At 42.9% G+C, this 15,404-nt stretch carries 20 protein-coding genes; 8 read left to right on the plus strand and 12 right to left on the minus strand.

What is annotated here, in order from left to right; all coding sequences use genetic code 11:
- Positions 1-7 precede the first annotated feature (7 nt).
- The 7 genes from nrdE to M1D94_RS12085 form a co-directional block, all read right to left on the minus strand.
- Positions 8-2,110 carry a class 1b ribonucleoside-diphosphate reductase subunit alpha gene (gene nrdE / locus M1D94_RS12055; protein WP_014479842.1) on the minus strand — a complete coding sequence of 701 codons (2,103 nt, stop codon included), beginning with the start codon at positions 2,108-2,110 and terminating at the stop codon, positions 8-10.
- The gene (gene nrdI, locus M1D94_RS12060; RefSeq protein WP_003231758.1) at positions 2,070-2,462 is read right to left on the minus strand and encodes a class Ib ribonucleoside-diphosphate reductase assembly flavoprotein NrdI; all 393 of its coding nucleotides are present in this window, start codon (positions 2,460-2,462) and stop codon (positions 2,070-2,072) included. Before nrdI ends, nrdE begins: the two co-directional genes overlap by 41 nt.
- Positions 2,463-2,704: 242 nt before the next feature.
- A complete protein-coding gene (locus M1D94_RS12065; protein ID WP_153256763.1) occupies positions 2,705-2,935 on the minus strand; it encodes a hypothetical protein in 231 nt (76 codons plus the stop codon).
- A gap of 81 nt (positions 2,936-3,016) precedes the next feature.
- Positions 3,017-3,289, minus strand: coding sequence for a YmzC family protein (locus tag M1D94_RS12070; protein ID WP_069322601.1), 273 nt, complete (start codon positions 3,287-3,289; stop codon positions 3,017-3,019).
- A 195-nt stretch (positions 3,290-3,484) separates the two neighbouring features.
- The gene (hfq, locus tag M1D94_RS12075; RefSeq protein WP_003221097.1) at positions 3,485-3,706 is read right to left on the minus strand and encodes an RNA chaperone Hfq; all 222 of its coding nucleotides are present in this window, start codon (positions 3,704-3,706) and stop codon (positions 3,485-3,487) included.
- A gap of 39 nt (positions 3,707-3,745) precedes the next feature.
- On the minus strand, positions 3,746-4,690 hold the full coding sequence (miaA, locus tag M1D94_RS12080; protein ID WP_021479248.1) for a tRNA (adenosine(37)-N6)-dimethylallyltransferase MiaA: 945 nt from the start codon (positions 4,688-4,690) through the stop codon (positions 3,746-3,748).
- A 99-nt stretch (positions 4,691-4,789) separates the two neighbouring features.
- On the minus strand, positions 4,790-5,203 hold the full coding sequence (locus tag M1D94_RS12085) for a YmaF family protein (protein ID WP_003231769.1): 414 nt from the start codon (positions 5,201-5,203) through the stop codon (positions 4,790-4,792).
- Between the two features lie 88 nt (positions 5,204-5,291).
- Here M1D94_RS12085 and M1D94_RS12090 point away from each other — a divergent pair, with 88 nt between their 5' ends.
- From M1D94_RS12090 to ebrB, 3 genes are all read left to right on the plus strand, one after another.
- Entirely contained in the window at positions 5,292-5,567 is a 276-nt protein-coding gene (locus M1D94_RS12090; protein WP_003245252.1) for a hypothetical protein, read from the plus strand.
- Between the two features lie 134 nt (positions 5,568-5,701).
- Positions 5,702-6,019, plus strand: coding sequence for a multidrug efflux SMR transporter subunit EbrA (gene ebrA, locus M1D94_RS12095; RefSeq protein ID WP_015483253.1), 318 nt, complete (start codon positions 5,702-5,704; stop codon positions 6,017-6,019).
- A gap of 13 nt (positions 6,020-6,032) precedes the next feature.
- On the plus strand, positions 6,033-6,386 hold the full coding sequence (gene ebrB / locus M1D94_RS12100; protein ID WP_003245163.1) for a multidrug efflux SMR transporter subunit EbrB: 354 nt from the start codon (positions 6,033-6,035) through the stop codon (positions 6,384-6,386).
- Positions 6,387-6,399: 13 nt separating this feature from the next.
- On the opposite strand, the gene M1D94_RS12105 is transcribed toward ebrB, so the two are convergent.
- The 3 genes from M1D94_RS12105 to M1D94_RS12115 form a co-directional block, all read right to left on the minus strand.
- Positions 6,400-6,852: an OsmC family protein gene (locus tag M1D94_RS12105; RefSeq protein ID WP_282627391.1), complete on the minus strand. Its 453-nt coding sequence runs from the start codon at positions 6,850-6,852 to the stop codon at positions 6,400-6,402.
- A gap of 69 nt (positions 6,853-6,921) precedes the next feature.
- On the minus strand, positions 6,922-7,629 hold the full coding sequence (locus M1D94_RS12110; protein ID WP_003245758.1) for a poly-gamma-glutamate hydrolase family protein: 708 nt from the start codon (positions 7,627-7,629) through the stop codon (positions 6,922-6,924).
- 279 nt (positions 7,630-7,908) lie between these two features.
- Positions 7,909-8,142: a hypothetical protein gene (locus M1D94_RS12115; protein WP_014476869.1), complete on the minus strand. Its 234-nt coding sequence runs from the start codon at positions 8,140-8,142 to the stop codon at positions 7,909-7,911.
- Between the two features lie 224 nt (positions 8,143-8,366).
- Between M1D94_RS12115 and aprX the strand changes: the two genes are divergently transcribed.
- From aprX to M1D94_RS12130, 3 genes are all read left to right on the plus strand, one after another.
- Positions 8,367-9,695 (plus strand): serine protease AprX, encoded by a 1,329-nt coding sequence (gene aprX / locus M1D94_RS12120; protein WP_282627390.1) that lies wholly within the window; start codon positions 8,367-8,369, stop codon positions 9,693-9,695.
- Positions 9,696-9,804: 109 nt separating this feature from the next.
- The gene (locus M1D94_RS12125; RefSeq protein ID WP_031314957.1) at positions 9,805-10,629 is read left to right on the plus strand and encodes an MBL fold metallo-hydrolase; all 825 of its coding nucleotides are present in this window, start codon (positions 9,805-9,807) and stop codon (positions 10,627-10,629) included.
- Positions 10,630-10,707: 78 nt separating this feature from the next.
- Positions 10,708-11,064 carry a hypothetical protein gene (locus M1D94_RS12130; RefSeq protein ID WP_003231786.1) on the plus strand — a complete coding sequence of 119 codons (357 nt, stop codon included), beginning with the start codon at positions 10,708-10,710 and terminating at the stop codon, positions 11,062-11,064.
- Positions 11,065-11,202: 138 nt separating this feature from the next.
- On the opposite strand, the gene M1D94_RS12135 is transcribed toward M1D94_RS12130, so the two are convergent.
- Positions 11,203-11,817 carry a TetR/AcrR family transcriptional regulator gene (locus M1D94_RS12135; RefSeq protein ID WP_014479831.1) on the minus strand — a complete coding sequence of 205 codons (615 nt, stop codon included), beginning with the start codon at positions 11,815-11,817 and terminating at the stop codon, positions 11,203-11,205.
- 120 nt (positions 11,818-11,937) lie between these two features.
- On the opposite strand from M1D94_RS12135, the gene M1D94_RS12140 reads away from it, so the two are divergent.
- Positions 11,938-12,495, plus strand: a complete 558-nt coding sequence (locus M1D94_RS12140; RefSeq protein ID WP_282627388.1) for a hypothetical protein — start codon at positions 11,938-11,940, stop codon at positions 12,493-12,495.
- 154 nt (positions 12,496-12,649) lie between these two features.
- On the plus strand, positions 12,650-13,108 hold the full coding sequence (locus M1D94_RS12145; protein ID WP_282627387.1) for a regulatory YrvL family protein: 459 nt from the start codon (positions 12,650-12,652) through the stop codon (positions 13,106-13,108).
- A gap of 397 nt (positions 13,109-13,505) precedes the next feature.
- Here M1D94_RS12145 and mutL read toward each other — a convergent pair whose 3' ends face one another.
- Positions 13,506-15,389: a DNA mismatch repair endonuclease MutL gene (mutL, locus tag M1D94_RS12150; RefSeq protein WP_021479271.1), complete on the minus strand. Its 1,884-nt coding sequence runs from the start codon at positions 15,387-15,389 to the stop codon at positions 13,506-13,508.
- Between the last annotated feature and the right edge of the window lie 15 nt (positions 15,390-15,404).

Consider the following 15,404-nt stretch of genomic DNA (forward strand, 5'->3'; position numbering starts at 1 on the left):
CCTTTAATCAAACAACACAAGAAAGGCAGCTGTCTTGCCCAGTATCTTTCGTTCTTGCATAGTAAATGGTTTTAATTCCTCTATGATGTGCATACAGATCGATTCGGTTTAAATCACGGGTCGTCATTGTGTCTTTTAAGAACAATGTGAAGCTGATTCCCTGATCAATGTGCTGCTGGATAGTGGCGATCATATCCACAACCTTGAACATGTCCATATCGTAGGCTTCTTTATAGAAGAACCAGTTATTAGATGCAAGCCCAGGCATTGGGTAGTACGTTTTTGAGTTGCCGTATGTTCGTTCTTCAATCCGTTCCATAATCGGCATAACAGACGCCGTGCTTGATTGAACGTATGAGATAGAGCCTGTCGGCGCAATGCATAATCTGTAGCTGTGATACATACCGTGTTCAGCCACAAATGCTTTTAGCTTTTTCCAGTCCTCTGTCGTCGGGATATGCATACCCTCAAACAGGTTGGCGATTTTTTCATATTTCGGTGAGAAATCAGTAGAAACGTATTTGTCAAAGTATTCACCTGTCGCATAGGTTGAGCCTTCATATTGATCAAACGTTTCACCCTTCTCTTTTGCGATTTCCGCAGAACGCTGGATGGAGTAGAAGTTCACCATCATAAAGAACGTGTTTGCAAAGTCACGCGCTTCCGGACTTTCATACGCAATGCCGTTTTGCGCAAGGTAGCCGTGAAGGTTCATAGCACCGAGGCCGATTGATTTCATCGCTTTGTTTGCCCGTCTTACAGCAGGCGCATTACGGATGTCAGTTGTTTCAGACACGTGTGTTAAAGAGTCTGTCGCAAGCTTGACTGTCTTTTCGATTGATTTATGCTCCATGACATTGAGAATGTTAAGCGAACCCAGGTTGCAGGAAATATCCAGACCGATTTCATCTTCTTCATCATAGTCTGTGTATGAAGAAACTTGAGATGCCTGCAGCACTTCAGAGCAAAGGTTAGAAAATTTGACCTTGGAAATATGGTTATTCGCATGCACTTTATTGACGTTATCTTGGAACATGATGTATGGATAGCCTGATTCAGAACGAAGCATCGCCAATTTTTCAAGCAGTTTCCGCGGGTTGATTTTTTCCTTTTTCACCCGAGGGTTGTCGACAAACTTGTCGTACATTTCGTTCATGTCCATCTCATCCATGTGCTGGCCGTACTCTTTATAAATCGTGTGCGGATAGAATACATAAGCCGCTTTGTCCTCGCGTGCAAGCTCAACGAACTTATCCGGAATGACAACACCGATCGAAAGCGTTTTGACGCGCACATCTTCATCCGCAGAAATCTTTTTCGTATCAAGAAAATCATTGATATCGCGGTGGAAAATGTTTAAATACGCCGCGCCGGACCCTTGTCTTTGTCCCATTTGGTCAGCGTAACGGAACGCGTTATCAAGAAGCTTCATGACGCCTACAACGCCTTTTGTCGCATTCTCAACATCTTTAATGGCTTCACCTTTCGCGCGAAGCTTGGACAGGTTAAGAGAAACCCCGCCGCCAAGCTTAGAAAGCTGCATGGAGATATCGATTGCTCTTGAAATGTCATTTAAAGAATCATTAACTTCGAGCAAGAAGCAGCTCACAAGTTCACCGCGGCGTTTTCTGCCGGCATTCAAAAATGTCGGTGTGCTCGGCTGATATTCTTGATTGATCATCAGGTTTACATATTCTTTTGCTTTCTCAGTGTCGCCGTTAGCGAAGAACAGCGCAACAATTGAGATCCGGTCCTCATAACGCTCGAGGATTTTTTTCTTGTCATTCGTTTTCAAAGCATAGTCATTATAGAATTTAAACGCACTCATGAAGGAAGGAAAACGAAACTTCTTAGCGTAAGCTGTCTTAAACACTTCTTTAATGTCTTCAAAAGAATAAAGGCTTAAGAATTCCTCTTCGTAGTATTGATTTTCAACCAAATAATCCAGCTTCTCTTTTAAATCGTGAAAGAAGACTGTGTTTTGATTGATATAATCTACAAAATAGCTATGTACAGCCTCTTTATCCTTATCAAACTGGAATTTCCCATCTTTTTGGATCATGATTTCGTTATTTAACTGGATCCATTTTGGCACTTGATTTTGTGACAACTCTTTCTACCTCCTGAGTAAACAATTCAACGTCTTTAGATGTGCCGCTGAGTTCAAATTTGTGCAAGATCGGCACCTGATATTGTCTTGAAATGGTATCGGCGCTTTTTGCAAAGTTATCGCCCCATACTTTGTTGCCGCTCGCAGCGACTCCTAATAAGAGATGGGCGTATTTTTCGAGAAATGATTGTGTTGATGCCGGTACCTGGCCGAAGTTTGTCGTGTAGGTGACCAAAACAAACGGAGTGTCCACGTGGTCCATTTCGTCCACCTTGCGTATCTGCTGAAAGCCTGTTTTATTCACAAACCGCTGAACATTCCCTGTTTTCGAATCAAATATGATTTGTACCACGTTTTATCACGACCTATCAAAAAATATGAATCTCTCATCACTAACACTATATATAGTATACTACCCTCTAGCAAAAACACAATATATAGATTCGTTTTTATGAAAAATTCATATTTTGATCAAATCAGGCAAATGGGCAGACTCATTAGGGCCCAAAAAAGAGAGCAGAACGAGAATCATCTCTCGTCCTACTCGGGGTGTCGTTTTTAGCCGATGTATATCATAACATGAAAAAAAACTGCTTAGTAGTCTAGATTTTTTTTTCTTAAGCTATCACAGCATTTTTCGCTCTCTACTGTTTCTTCTATTTCAACATCCGCGCCGATCTCTTCTAAAACCGTCTTCAAAGCAGTGATAATTGACGCTTCTCTGATTAATTCTTTTCCGTTCACAATGATACTTGTTCCGTATTCATAGCAAGAATCATCTTCGCAAATTTCTTCCCAATGATTCACGATCACTTTATGCTTCATGTTTTCACCCTCTGTTTGATCTGTGTCTGTATTTAGTTTAGCGGCTGGCATCCGCTTTGTAAATTCGAATGCTTGTGAATTTTATTCAAGCTCATCATCCGCGTATTCTTTCTTCAGCTTTACCTCATTGCGGGACTCATTATACTCATAAATTTTGATATAGCCGTCCTCCATAACGCCAAAATGGTTATGTTCAAGTGGAAACGAGGTGGGCTGAGGCGTTTCATAGTCTGAATTGCCGCTGTTTGTTTCAATAATGGTATCTTGATTCCCGCACGCCCCAAACAGTAAAAAGACAGCTATCCATACAAGTGCAATCCTGATTCGTCTCAGTTCTGCTTCACTTTCAAACAAGGTCGATCACTCCCAAATTCATTTTATACATAATATACCATTTTTACTTCCGTATGTTGTTCTCATAAAAAAAGACCGTGCCTTGGCATGGTCAGCTTACACAAAAAGCTTGGAGCAAAAGTGGATGCATGTTAAAAATGGCCGCCGGGAACCCCCGGCAGCCTTTCCTCATGTCTTGACATGGCATTTTTTGATCTATTCGAGTTCAAGCTGGACGTTTTTTTGCGGCGCAAACGTTGAGATCGCATGTTTATATATAAGCTGCTGCTTACCTTCCGATTCCAACAATACGGTAAAGTTATCAAAGCCTTTCACCTGGCCCCGCAACTGAAAGCCGTTCAGCAAAAAAACAGTGACATACGTATTTTCTTTCCGGATTTGATTCAAAAACTGATCCTGAATATTAATCGGTTTCATGTTTCGTCCTCCTTGATTCTCTATATCATACAGTTTCGATTAAAGTTCGAGTTTTCCTGCTATATGTGTGAAAATTTCCTTTTTTTTCAGCTCCATATCAACAGGCGGTGTCATATCGAACCATGTGACCTGCATTTTGTTGCGAAACCACGTCAACTGGCGTTTCGCATACCGCCTCGAGTTCTGCTTTAGCTGTTCGACAGCATCGGAAAGTGTCACAAAACCGTCAAAATATGCATACAGCTCTTTATAGCCTATCGCCTGTATTGATTGACAGTCTCTCACGTTCTTGTCGTATAAGCGTTTCACTTCCGGAAGAAGGCCTGACTGCATCATCATATCGACCCGCTGATTAATTCTTTCGTAAAGCGTGTCTCTATCCATTGTCAGGCCAATTAACACTGCATTGTACAGAAGTTCTCGTTTTTGTTCCTTCAAATGCTGGGACATCGTTTTTCCGGACGTATGTAAAATTTCCAGTGCGCGAATGACTCTTCTTGTATTATTCGGATGAATCGCAGCTGCTGCCTCGGGATCTGCTGCAGCAAGTTTGGCATGAAGAAAGTCAGCGCCTTCCCGCTCAGCAGCCATTTGCATGCTCTCTCGAAACACGGGATCATTTGCCTCTTCCGTAAATGTATAATCGTAAAGCACAGATTGTATATAAAGCCCTGTACCGCCGACAATCATCGGAAGCTTTCCTCTATTTGCAATCTCGCTGATTTTATTTCTTACTAAGCTTTGATAATCGGCAGTAGAGAAAGAGTCTTGGGGATCTAAAATGTCAATCAGATGATGGGGCACTCCCTCCATCTCCTGTTCGGTAATTTTAGCTGTTCCAATATCCATCCCTTTATAAATCTGCATCGAATCTCCGCTGATAATTTCCGCGTTTAAGGATTTGGCTAGCTGAATACTTAAATTGGTTTTCCCCACTGCCGTCGGTCCGACTAAAATGACAACGGGCTGCTTCGTATTATTCAATATGTATCACTCTCTTTTATAAATCTCCCCCCATTATATCATTCAACATGGACAACCACCTATCCATTTTGCCCTTTTTTTGCATCGGTAAACATCCTTCTACCAGCCGAGCGGCTCATTGCCGACAATTTCCCTTGTCTTTCCTTTCAGGGTATGACGATGCGTTTTTCTTCTGTCATCTCCGGGATCGTACACAACCCCTCCGTACTGGATCTCAATCGGCTCGTTATAGGCCAGATACGTCGTTTCTTCGATTTCATGATAATGTGTGCCATCTGCTAAGGGAATCGCCGGTCCTGAGATTCCGTAATACCGATGAAAATGGCCGTTTTCAAATGAAGTGATCCCTGTATAGTAATGTGTATGCTGATCGGTATTTGATCCGTTTGCCGGCTGAGTAAACCCTTCGATGAGATGATAATGGCCCTGTTCTCTCGTTGTTTTGACATGATAAGCATGTGCGTGGGGCGGTGCTTTTGACCAGTCAGACTGATACAGGCCCAATGTGTTCACATCCTCCTTTTCCTCGATTCGCCCAATCAAATCCGGGCAGGGTGAATACACTGCATCATCTACACTTTATTACAGGAGGAAAGAAAACATGAACGAGTTAGAGCATTTCAGCCCTGAAGATACAAGAATATTTGGAAGGCCGTTCGGATTCGGGAGACCATTTGGGTTTGGAAGACCGTTCGGGTTCGGTTACGGGTTTGGAAGACCCGGATTTGGTTATGGGTTTGGCCGGCCATTCGGATTTTTTGGAGGACCGTTTATCGGCGGCCTTGCAGGCGGGCTTATAGGAAGCGCTTTATTTAATCCTTATTTGTATGGCGGATACCCCTATTATCCGTATGCCCCGTTCCCTTTTTATTATTAAACGCAAAAGACCCCTTAAAAAGGGGTCTTTTTAAGTGTGTGAAAATGAATCTCTTGACTCATACATAGGCATACACTAATATTTTTCTAGCTGAAGTTTTTTCTAATCTAAAAATATAGTGAGGAGAATTCATGATGTTGATAGGATATATATTCCTCACGATTGCCATATGTTCGGAATCGATAGGAGCAGCCATGCTGAAAGTATCTGATGGCTTCAAAAAGTGGAAGCCAAGTGCTTTGGTCGTTATTGGCTATTCCCTCGCCTTTTATATGCTGTCCCTGACTTTAAACCATATTCCCCTGAGCCTCTCCTATGCGACTTGGAGCGGGGCGGGCACGGTGCTGACGACAGTGATCGGAGTAAAATGGTTCAAGGAAGATCTGAATGCCAAAGGGCTTATCGGGATTCTTTTATTACTATCAGGGGTCGTGTTACTTAATTGGCAGTAAAGGAGTGATGAAGATGAGAGGATTGCTTTATTTGGCTCTCGCCATTGTATCTGAAGTGTTTGGGAGCACGATGCTGAAGCTTTCAGAAGGATTTACACAAGCCTGGCCCATTGCCGGAGTCATAGTCGGATTTCTTTCTGCTTTTACGTTTCTAAGCTTTTCTTTAAAAACAATTGACTTATCAAGCGCGTATGCAACATGGTCGGGCGTTGGTACCGCACTTACAGCAATTGTCGGGTTTTTGCTTTTTGGCGAAACCATCAGTTTAAAAGGTGTATTCGGTCTCACGCTTGTCATTGCAGGCGTGGTCGTGCTAAATCAATCGAAAGCCCACGCTGAAGATAAAAAACAGACGGCCTGTGAGTGACCGTCTGTTTTCTTTATTCTCCACCCAGTTTCACAGAGGCTTCAAGCTGCAGCTCGACATTTCCTTGAATTGCACGCGAAATCATGCATGACGACTCCGCTTTTTTACAAAGCTTGTGCGCCAATGCGACGTCGTCTTGAGAAGCATCATGTTTAAGCACGACAGAGGGACGGTGAATGATCTTTTTGTATGTAAAGACTCCTTTTGTGACGTCGACAATGCCTTCTGACTCCATCTGTAAGTCTTCTTTTTCCAGCCCGCTTCTCTCCATCATCGCTGCAAGTGTAATAATGTAACAGGTCGCTGCCGCCCCGAGAAGCATTTCATCTGGGTTGGTCCCTTCTCCCGGGCCATCCATTTCTTTAGGAATGGAAATCGATGTGATCAGGTTTCCGCTTTCGATCGTACCGACATCATTGCGGTTACCCGGCCAATTCACTTTTAAATAAAAATGATGATCTGCCATTGTTTTGCCTCCTTTTTTATCCTATTTCAGTCTACTGATCTTCTCTTATTTTGTCTTCTGATCTGCTTGTTACGAATACTCTTTTTCCAGGACACCTTTGATCGCACTGACATAAGCATAAAATTCACTATTCTTTGTGTATTTTCTATTTTTATAATAAAAATCATCAAAAAATGCTTCTCTCTGCTCACGGCTGATTTCCAGCTGGATACTTAGCCCCGTTTCCCCTTGGTTATTAATGTTTTCGGCATTCAATCCAGCAAGACCGCTTTTAGACGACGCTAACTCAGCGGAAAACCCTCTCCGCTCAAGGGCTCTCACAATCATTTTCGCCCGCTTTCGGTCTGTTCCCCCTACAAGCGTATTCTTGTTCTCTCCTTTATATCCGTGAAAAGCCACCACATATTGATGCTCCTTGATTTTCTTTTTTGCCAATGGCTCATCAAAGTTGGTGCTTGTAATGTGCAGCGTTTGGTTATCGTGGGACTTCAACCCTTCAAACAGGTATGTAGAGTATTCATTATTGAAATAACGCACAAGCTCACTTACTCCGCCTTCAATTCTTCCGCCATGCGGAGACATAATTAAGACTTTGCTTCCTTTTTTCTCATTATATGAAATATCGTAATCGGCTGGGCTCTCATTCTCTGCCAAGCTGCTGAAATTTGAATATGTATCTGGCTGATTTGATGGTTCAGGTTCCAATGAGTAATGAACATATCTCAAGAACAAGACAATGGCTAAGACTAATATGACATTTAGTAAAAATCTTCTCATGTTTAACTCCTTTCATAAGAATGGCGCGGTTCATTATATGAGGTTTAGCCAATAGGTTTTATCTTACCATTGTATACACAATATCATCAGTGAAAAAGTTCCCGGTTTCAAAAAATCAATTGATTGTCACGGTTATTAGCGGTTCATTTCAAATAAGAGTGAAAAAAGGTTGAGAGGAAAGACATAAAAGGTAGGAACAACCTCACTTGGCAAATAAATGTATATAGGTTCAAGGAGGGTTTTAGTAACAGGCTGCCCGGTTGCTGAGACGGACAGCTGTTACCGGCCTGCAGAATAGAGATTTTGCTTATTTGTTCTCACAAAGTCACAGGAGAGGATAGAGTCCAATAAAAATGTTCTGATCTGTTGTTTCGAAAAACAAAATGCTTTGATTTTCGTTTTGCTTTTCTGTCTCACAATAATCGTTCTTTTACTAATCGTTCCGTCTTTCTTCATATATATAATGCTGATTGGCATTTGGCTTTCCAAAGATCGGTGCAAGTAGAAATTCATACGGTTGCTCTCCCCTTCCCAGTTTGATATGACCACATTATAATACGAACAAACGTTCTTTTTCAATCCCCAATGATTTCCTCAACTTCTGAATCTATCGCATCTAATGCGAAAGATTCAGAAAAACAAACTCTTGTCTGTCTCTTATAGAGGACAAACAAACTTACCAAACCTATCATCTGTTCATAGAGTATACAGAGAACTTTATAATAGGAGGAAAATACATGTTTGGGTACTCTATGGTACAAATGGTGAGAGCAAATGCTCACAAGCTAGATTGGCCGTTACGGGAAACCGTATTGCAGCTTTACAGGCCCTTCAAATGGACTCCTTGCTTCTTGCATAAATTTTTCGAAACCAAATTGCAAAACAGAAAAAAAATGTCAGTCATTATCGAATTTGAGGAAGGCTGTCACGAGACCGGCTTTCAAATGGCTGGAGAGGTTCTGCAAAAAGAAAAACGCAGCAAGCTAAAAAGCCGCTTCAACAAAATCAATTGCTGCAGCGCGGAGGTTACTCCTTCAGCATTACATTCCCTTCTCTCTGAATGCAGCAATATCCGTAAAGTGTATTTAAACCGCGAAGTCAAAGCGCTTTTAGACACGGCAACCGAAGCAAGCCATGCGAAGGAAGTCGTCAGAAACGGGCAAACCCTGACAGGAAAAGGTGTTACTGTCGCTGTTGTCGATACAGGAATCTACCCGCATCCTGATCTAGAAGGCAGAATTATCGGATTCGCGGACATGGTCAATCAAAAAACAGAGCCGTACGATGATAATGGTCATGGCACACACTGTGCAGGTGATGTCGCAAGCAGCGGTGCATCCTCTTCCGGTCAATACCGCGGACCTGCACCGGAAGCCAATCTCATCGGCGTAAAGGTATTAAACAAGCAGGGTTCAGGAACGTTAGCAGATATTATAGAGGGTGTTGAGTGGTGTATTCAATACAATGAGGACAACCCCGATGAACCGATTGATATTATTAGCATGTCGCTCGGGGGCGATGCCCTTAGATATGATCATGAACAGGAAGATCCGTTAGTCAGAGCGGTTGAAGAAGCGTGGAACGCAGGGATTGTCGTCTGTGTCGCTGCCGGAAACTCAGGCCCTGATTCGCAGACCATTGCAAGCCCGGGCGTGAGCGAAAAGGTGATTACAGTAGGTGCGCTTGACGATAACAATACTGCAAGCAGCGATGATGATGCTGTCGCTTCTTTCTCAAGCCGCGGCCCGACAGTATATGGGAAAGAAAAGCCCGATATTTTAGCGCCGGGTGTTAATATTATTTCCCTTCGCTCTCCGAATTCTTATATTGATAAGCTCCAAAAGTCAAGCCGTGTAGGGTCTCAGTACTTTACAATGTCAGGAACCTCGATGGCAACACCGATTTGCGCAGGAATCGCAGCTTTAATTCTTCAGCAAAACCCGGATCTTACCCCTGATGAAGTAAAAGAGCTTTTGAAAAACGGCACGGACAAATGGAAAGATGAAGATCCGAATATCTACGGAGCGGGCGCTGTCAACGCAGAAAATTCCGTTCCCGGCCAATAAACATCATCAAAAGCCGGCAATTCTCTTTCAGCAGAACTGCCGGTTTTTTGTTTGAATATTCATAATCATAAGGTAAAATAATGGAAAATAGATGAAGGAAGTGAAGAAAGTGCCATATTATATCTGCAACACATGCGGTGTGCAACATGCACAGACTGTAGATCCGCCCAACTCGTGTCTGATTTGCGAGGATGAAAGGCAGTATATTCATCCCGATGGACAAAGTTGGACAACCCTTGAAGACATGCGTGAGAAAGGAACCCTTCAAAACATCCTCCAAAAGGAAGAAGAGCATCTTTACAGCATCAAAACTGAACCAGAGTTTGCGATTGGACAAACAGCCCATCTTATCCAGCATAAGGGCTTCAATGTGCTGTGGGATTGCATGACATATCTTGACCAAAAGACAATTGACCAAATCAACGAATTAGGCGGTATTCAAGCCATCGCCTTGTCTCATCCGCATTATTACTCTACTCAGGTTGAGTGGGCTGAAGCGTTTCAGGCGCCGATCTATATCCATGAGGATGATAAAGAATGGGTGACAAGGCCAAGCAATCACATTCACTTCTGGTCAGGGGAAACGCTCAACGTAAAGCCGGGACTGGACCTTTACCGACTGGGCGGACATTTTAAAGGCGGTGCTGTTTTGCATTGGAGCAAGGGCAATGAAGGGAAAGGGTGTCTATTGACCGGAGATATCATTACGGTTGCGGCGGACCGAAACTGGGTCAGCTTTATGTACAGCTACCCAAATCTCATTCCCCTTCCCGCCTCCAAAGTTGAAGAAATAGCAGCCAAAGTAAAACCGCTTCAATTCAACCGGCTTTACAATGCTTTTTCTAAAGTTGTCAAAGAAAATGCAAGTGAAGCGGTCCAGCGTTCTGCCGTACGCTATATCAAGGCTCTCAACAGCGAATTGTTTCATACATAAAGAGTGAGGCGGCTCTTTTCCGTGTAAAAGATGCAGCAATTGGGAATAGTATCGTGTAGATCAAAAGGAGGAATATTGATGGCACACACGAATACACAGCTTTCTCAATGGCTGGAATCAAAAGTCGGCCAGACGCTTGATATTAGAAAAGGTGAATTGACCCATGATGAAGAGATATCAGACTTGGATCAGATTGTTCTCCACCTTCAAAAAGTGGCTATACGCAGTACGAATCATCCTGATGATTATGTTGCGAAAGAAGAGCTTGTTTTAGAAGGCGAAGGAACAACATTCACTGAGGACGGAAACGTACCGCTTCCGCAAAATGCCTATGAGATTCCTTTATTAGGTGACATTCATATTCACCAAGAAAACGAAGGATTGAAGGTCGTAACAGATCGTGCAGTATATACAATTGATATCCAGCACAGCTGACAGTCACTTTCATCAAAATAATACAGCGTAGCGCCTTTGAGCTTTCGTTCAAAGGCGCTGCTTTATATCGAGCTATCCAGTAACACTTAGTAAATAGATCAAGGCACTTTATTGAACCGTTTTTATACAGATTTATCATTATTCCTTCTCTTCTGTCTCACGTTTACCTTCCACGCAAATTGACTCTACATGCTGCATAATGACCCGCTTGATTCGGTCTTTATTCACGCGCACGGGGTCAAGCATGGCATGTAAAGCCAAGCCGTCAACAAGCGCGTAAAGTCTCTCAGCTTCAATGTCTTTATCAGCATTCTGCTTCAGTAAATCGGATTCATCTAAATAGGCAATCAGATTCCGCATGCCGCTGAAAATCCCGTCATGATTCGCATCAAACATATCCTTTTTATGTCTGGCGTAAGCAGTAAAAGCAAACCAAACCTCCATCTCTCTAATCGTTTCTTCATTCGTTGGGACCATTTCAAGCAAAATTTGCAACACTTTTTCCTTAGGGAGCAAATCCCTCACTGCAATGTCCTTAATTCGGTCCGTCACCTTTTCTTGGACAAGTTTCATTGCAAAAGCAAGCAATTCATCCTGTGTAGAGAAATAATGGCGCAGCGCACCTAATGACAATCCTGCTTCCTTTGCAATGTTCCTGGCTGATGCTCCCTCCATCCCTCGTTCTAAAATGACGCGCCACGTTGCTTCTGCAATTTGTTTTCTTCTTTTCTCATGGTCAATTTGTTTTGGCATAGCTTTATTGTAACAAGAAAAAAATGAGAGAGCAATTTTTATAATACAGTTGTGTTACAAAAACAAAGATGGTAACATATTATTTAAATAATACAACTGTATTGAAAAGAGGGGAATGGATTGAACGGTATCGCATGGATGATTGTTTTCTGTGAAATTGCGTTTTGGGTTGTCATTGTTTTGGGGCTTGCTGTACGCTACGTATTCAAACGACATACATTAGGACTGCTATTCCTTGCCTTAACTCCAGTTATCGATTTGATCTTGTTAGCGGTAACTGGTGTGGACCTTTACCGCGGAGCCTCAGCGACCGCAGCCCATGGGATTGCAGCTGTTTACATCGGTATATCGATCGCTTATGGAAAACAAATGATTCAATGGGCAGATGAAAAATTTCAATATTATGTGACAAAAAAAGGCGCAAAACCGCTGAAACGTTTTGGAATGGACCATGCCAAGCACGGTGCGAAAGGCTGGCTAAGACATGTGCTGGCCTACTTAATTGGTGCTGGACTATTGGCAGGGATGATCTATTTTATCAATGACTCTGCCCGAACCGAGGCGTTGAGCGGCATTCTTAAACTGTGGACTGTCATTATAGGCATTGACTTTCTCATTACAGCCAGCTATTTTATTTGGCCAAAAAAAGAGAAAGCTTCGGCGAATCTCAGGAGTTAACATGAAGAAAAAGGCCCTTCCCCAGTGGAAAGGACCTTTTTTGGTTTTGTTAAAATATGCTATACTATTTTCGTTAGAAAATAGACTTATAGATATTTTGGGCTGATTCAAGGGTGCTGTTTGTATGAGTAAGCAGGGGAAGGGAGTGTCATACTTGAACCAAAAAGAACAGAACGAGCACTCTAAAGAAGATTTTAACCTGAGATCAAAATTAATCGGAATTGTATCTATCACTTTTATCGCGGCCATTGCGCTTGCAGTCATCTTCGGCGGCTTTTTCTTCGGGATGAAAGGCTTATTCTCCATACTTGGCATCACATACGCTTCCAATCAAACATTAGCTTTATTTATTTTAGCCTGCTTTGCTGTAGGTTTAATCATAGACCCACTCACAAAGATTCTCTCTATCATTTTGGCAAAATCACTTTCATTGAAAAAGACTGCACTTTTTGCTTTTATACTGTATTTTATCAGCAATCTTATAACAATTTGTTTTGCAGATTACTTTATGCAGTCTATTTATATTCCAGATATCTTGCTTGTTGTGATATCAGCTTTCATGGCTTTCATTGAACTTGCTTTTGATAACCAGCCTAATAGAGAAGCAGCTTAAAGCCGATGGCAGATATGGAAAATTCATAACACCCTATATTTGGACATCACCAGTTATATAAACGAAAAAATCTCCCTGTTCACACGAACAGGGAGCAAAACACAATGTTGTAATTTAAATTCTGCATTCTAAAATGATTCTTACATTTGGATCATCAAGTTCATCCAAAAAGATAATGATCTTCGGACCACATGCCATATGTTTCCACCCCCTCACCCAAAATATACATTAATCCCAATTGCCTGTAAATGGAAATTTTGTTATACGGAGAAACCATGAAGTATAATGCGTTAACACTGCTCACACGTTTACAACCGTTTCTTATAATCTGACACTCGAAGGAGTACAAAAAAAGCATTGATCCATTCAGAGAATGGATCAATGCTTACCACCCCCGCTACATCACGCGTTTGAACATCTTTTCCATCTCATAAGTGGAATGGTGTATGATGATCGGGCGGCCGTGCGGGCATGTAAATGGGTCTGATGTGCTTCGGAGGTCGTCGAGAAGCGCTTTGATTTCATCGTTTCTGAGGTGGCGATTTGCTTTGATGGAGCCTTTGCAGCTCATCATAATCGCCGCTTCCTCGCGGAGTTTTTTAATATCTATATTTTTGGAGTCGAGCACCTGCTGAATGATTTCTTCTATAAGCTCTGCTTCTTCTCCCTTTGGAAACCAGGCCGGGTGGCAACGGACGATGTAACTGTTAGAGCCGAATGACTCTAAAAAGACACCGACGCTTTCGAGCTCTTGTTTGTGCTGTTCAATAATCAAAGCCTCATTTGTGGAGTAGTGGAACGTCAGCGGTACAATCATATCCTGCACCTCAGGCTCAACCTCCCCCACCTTTTCACGAAAGTACTCATATTTAATACGTTCTTGGGCGGCGTGCTGGTCGATAATATACAGGCCGTTTTCGTTTTGTGCCAATATATAAGTCCCGTGCATCTGGCCGATCGGGTACATAATCGGAACCCGCTCAGACGCTGGCTGCTGCTGTTCCTCATGGCATTCCTGCTCAAATGTTTCAGGCAGTTCTTCTGAAACATCGGACACCTCAAGGGTTTGTTCCTGATCAACGATAGGAGGAGCATCAAATTGGTGAGGAGGCAATTCTTCCTCCGTATCAACCGGCTCTTTCACGACTGAGCTGAGCTTCATTGGTGAATAAGATGGCGCATGCGCTTTTTCCGGTACTTTTCTTTCCGGAGGCTTTTCATCAAAGGTTATGAACTGCTGCTCATTTTTGATAACAGGTGCCGATTTTTTCGGAAGCTGGGCACTCGGAATCAGCTGCTGCTGTTTAAATACATCTTTAATTCCGTCACGAATTAAGTCATGAAGCTCTGTTTCCTTGCTGAGCCGGACCTCAAGCTTCGATGGATGCACATTGACATCGACTAAAATCGGGTCCATCGTAATTTCTATAAAAGTAATCGGATGGCGTCCGATCGGCAGAAGCGTATGATAGCCTTCATGAACCGCTTTGACGAGCGGGAAATTTTTAATGTAACGGCCATTGACCACAGACGACATATAGTTTCTCGACGCCCGTGTAATCTCTGGGAGAGCGATATATCCCTTTACTTCAAAATCTAAGGAGCTCACATGCAGCGGAAGCATTTTTTTGGCGACAGCCGTGCCGTAAATCGCTGCCAGTACATGGCGCACATCTCCGTTTCCGTTCGTTTGAAGCAGGTTTTTCCCATGATGGCGCAGGCGGATCGATACCTCTGGATGCGCCAGAGCAATACGGTTAACCACGTCTGTAATGTTTCCAAGCTCTGTATGAACGGTTTTCATATATTTCAAACGGGCCGGTGTGTTAAAAAACAGGTTGGAAACGACAATTTCAGTTCCCTTCCTGCTTGAGGAACGCGATTCGGAAATGATGTTTCCTCCTTGGAGGACGAGCTTCGTCCCAGCTCCTTCACCAGTGCTTGTTGTAATCTCCAGATGAGAGACTGACGCGATACTCGGCAGGGCTTCTCCCCTGAAACCGAGCGTTCTCACCCTGAATAAATCATTTTCATCTTTTATTTTACTCGTTGCGTGGCGCCGGAAAGCTCGCTTGCAATCTTCATTCTCCATTCCTTCGCCGTTATCCAAGACCCGAATGGATGCAAGGCCTGCTTCCTCAATATCGATTTCAATGACTGTGCTGTCAGCGTCGATCGCATTTTCCACCAATTCTTTGACGACTGAGGCGGGCCGTTCCACAACCTCGCCCGCCGCTATTTTATTTGAAAGCTCATCTGACAGCTGGATGACTTTTGCCACATTCATCACCCCGTT

Source organism: Bacillus sp. JZ109 (genome assembly GCF_053903135.1).

Bases quoted from the DNA above. Each gene is read 5' to 3' on its own strand.
- M1D94_RS12065 (WP_153256763.1), bottom strand. From the start codon at position 2,935: ATGAAGCATAAAGTGATCGTGAATCATTGGGAAGAAATTTGCGAAGAT.
- hfq (WP_003221097.1), bottom strand. From the start codon at position 3,706: ATGAAACCGATTAATATTCAGGATCAGTTTTTGAATCAAATCCGGAAA.
- M1D94_RS12090 (WP_003245252.1), top strand. From the start codon at position 5,292: ATGAACGAGTTAGAGCATTTCAGCCCTGAAGATACAAGAATATTTGGA.
- ebrA (WP_015483253.1), top strand. From the start codon at position 5,702: ATGTTGATAGGATATATATTCCTCACGATTGCCATATGTTCGGAATCG.
- ebrB (WP_003245163.1), top strand. From the start codon at position 6,033: ATGAGAGGATTGCTTTATTTGGCTCTCGCCATTGTATCTGAAGTGTTT.
- M1D94_RS12105 (WP_282627391.1), bottom strand. From the start codon at position 6,852: ATGGCAGATCATCATTTTTATTTAAAAGTGAATTGGCCGGGTAACCGC.
- M1D94_RS12110 (WP_003245758.1), bottom strand. From the start codon at position 7,629: ATGAGAAGATTTTTACTAAATGTCATATTAGTCTTAGCCATTGTCTTG.
- M1D94_RS12115 (WP_014476869.1), bottom strand. From the start codon at position 8,142: ATGAATTTCTACTTGCACCGATCTTTGGAAAGCCAAATGCCAATCAGC.
- aprX (WP_282627390.1), top strand. From the start codon at position 8,367: ATGTTTGGGTACTCTATGGTACAAATGGTGAGAGCAAATGCTCACAAG.
- M1D94_RS12130 (WP_003231786.1), top strand. From the start codon at position 10,708: ATGGCACACACGAATACACAGCTTTCTCAATGGCTGGAATCAAAAGTC.
- M1D94_RS12135 (WP_014479831.1), bottom strand. From the start codon at position 11,817: ATGCCAAAACAAATTGACCATGAGAAAAGAAGAAAACAAATTGCAGAA.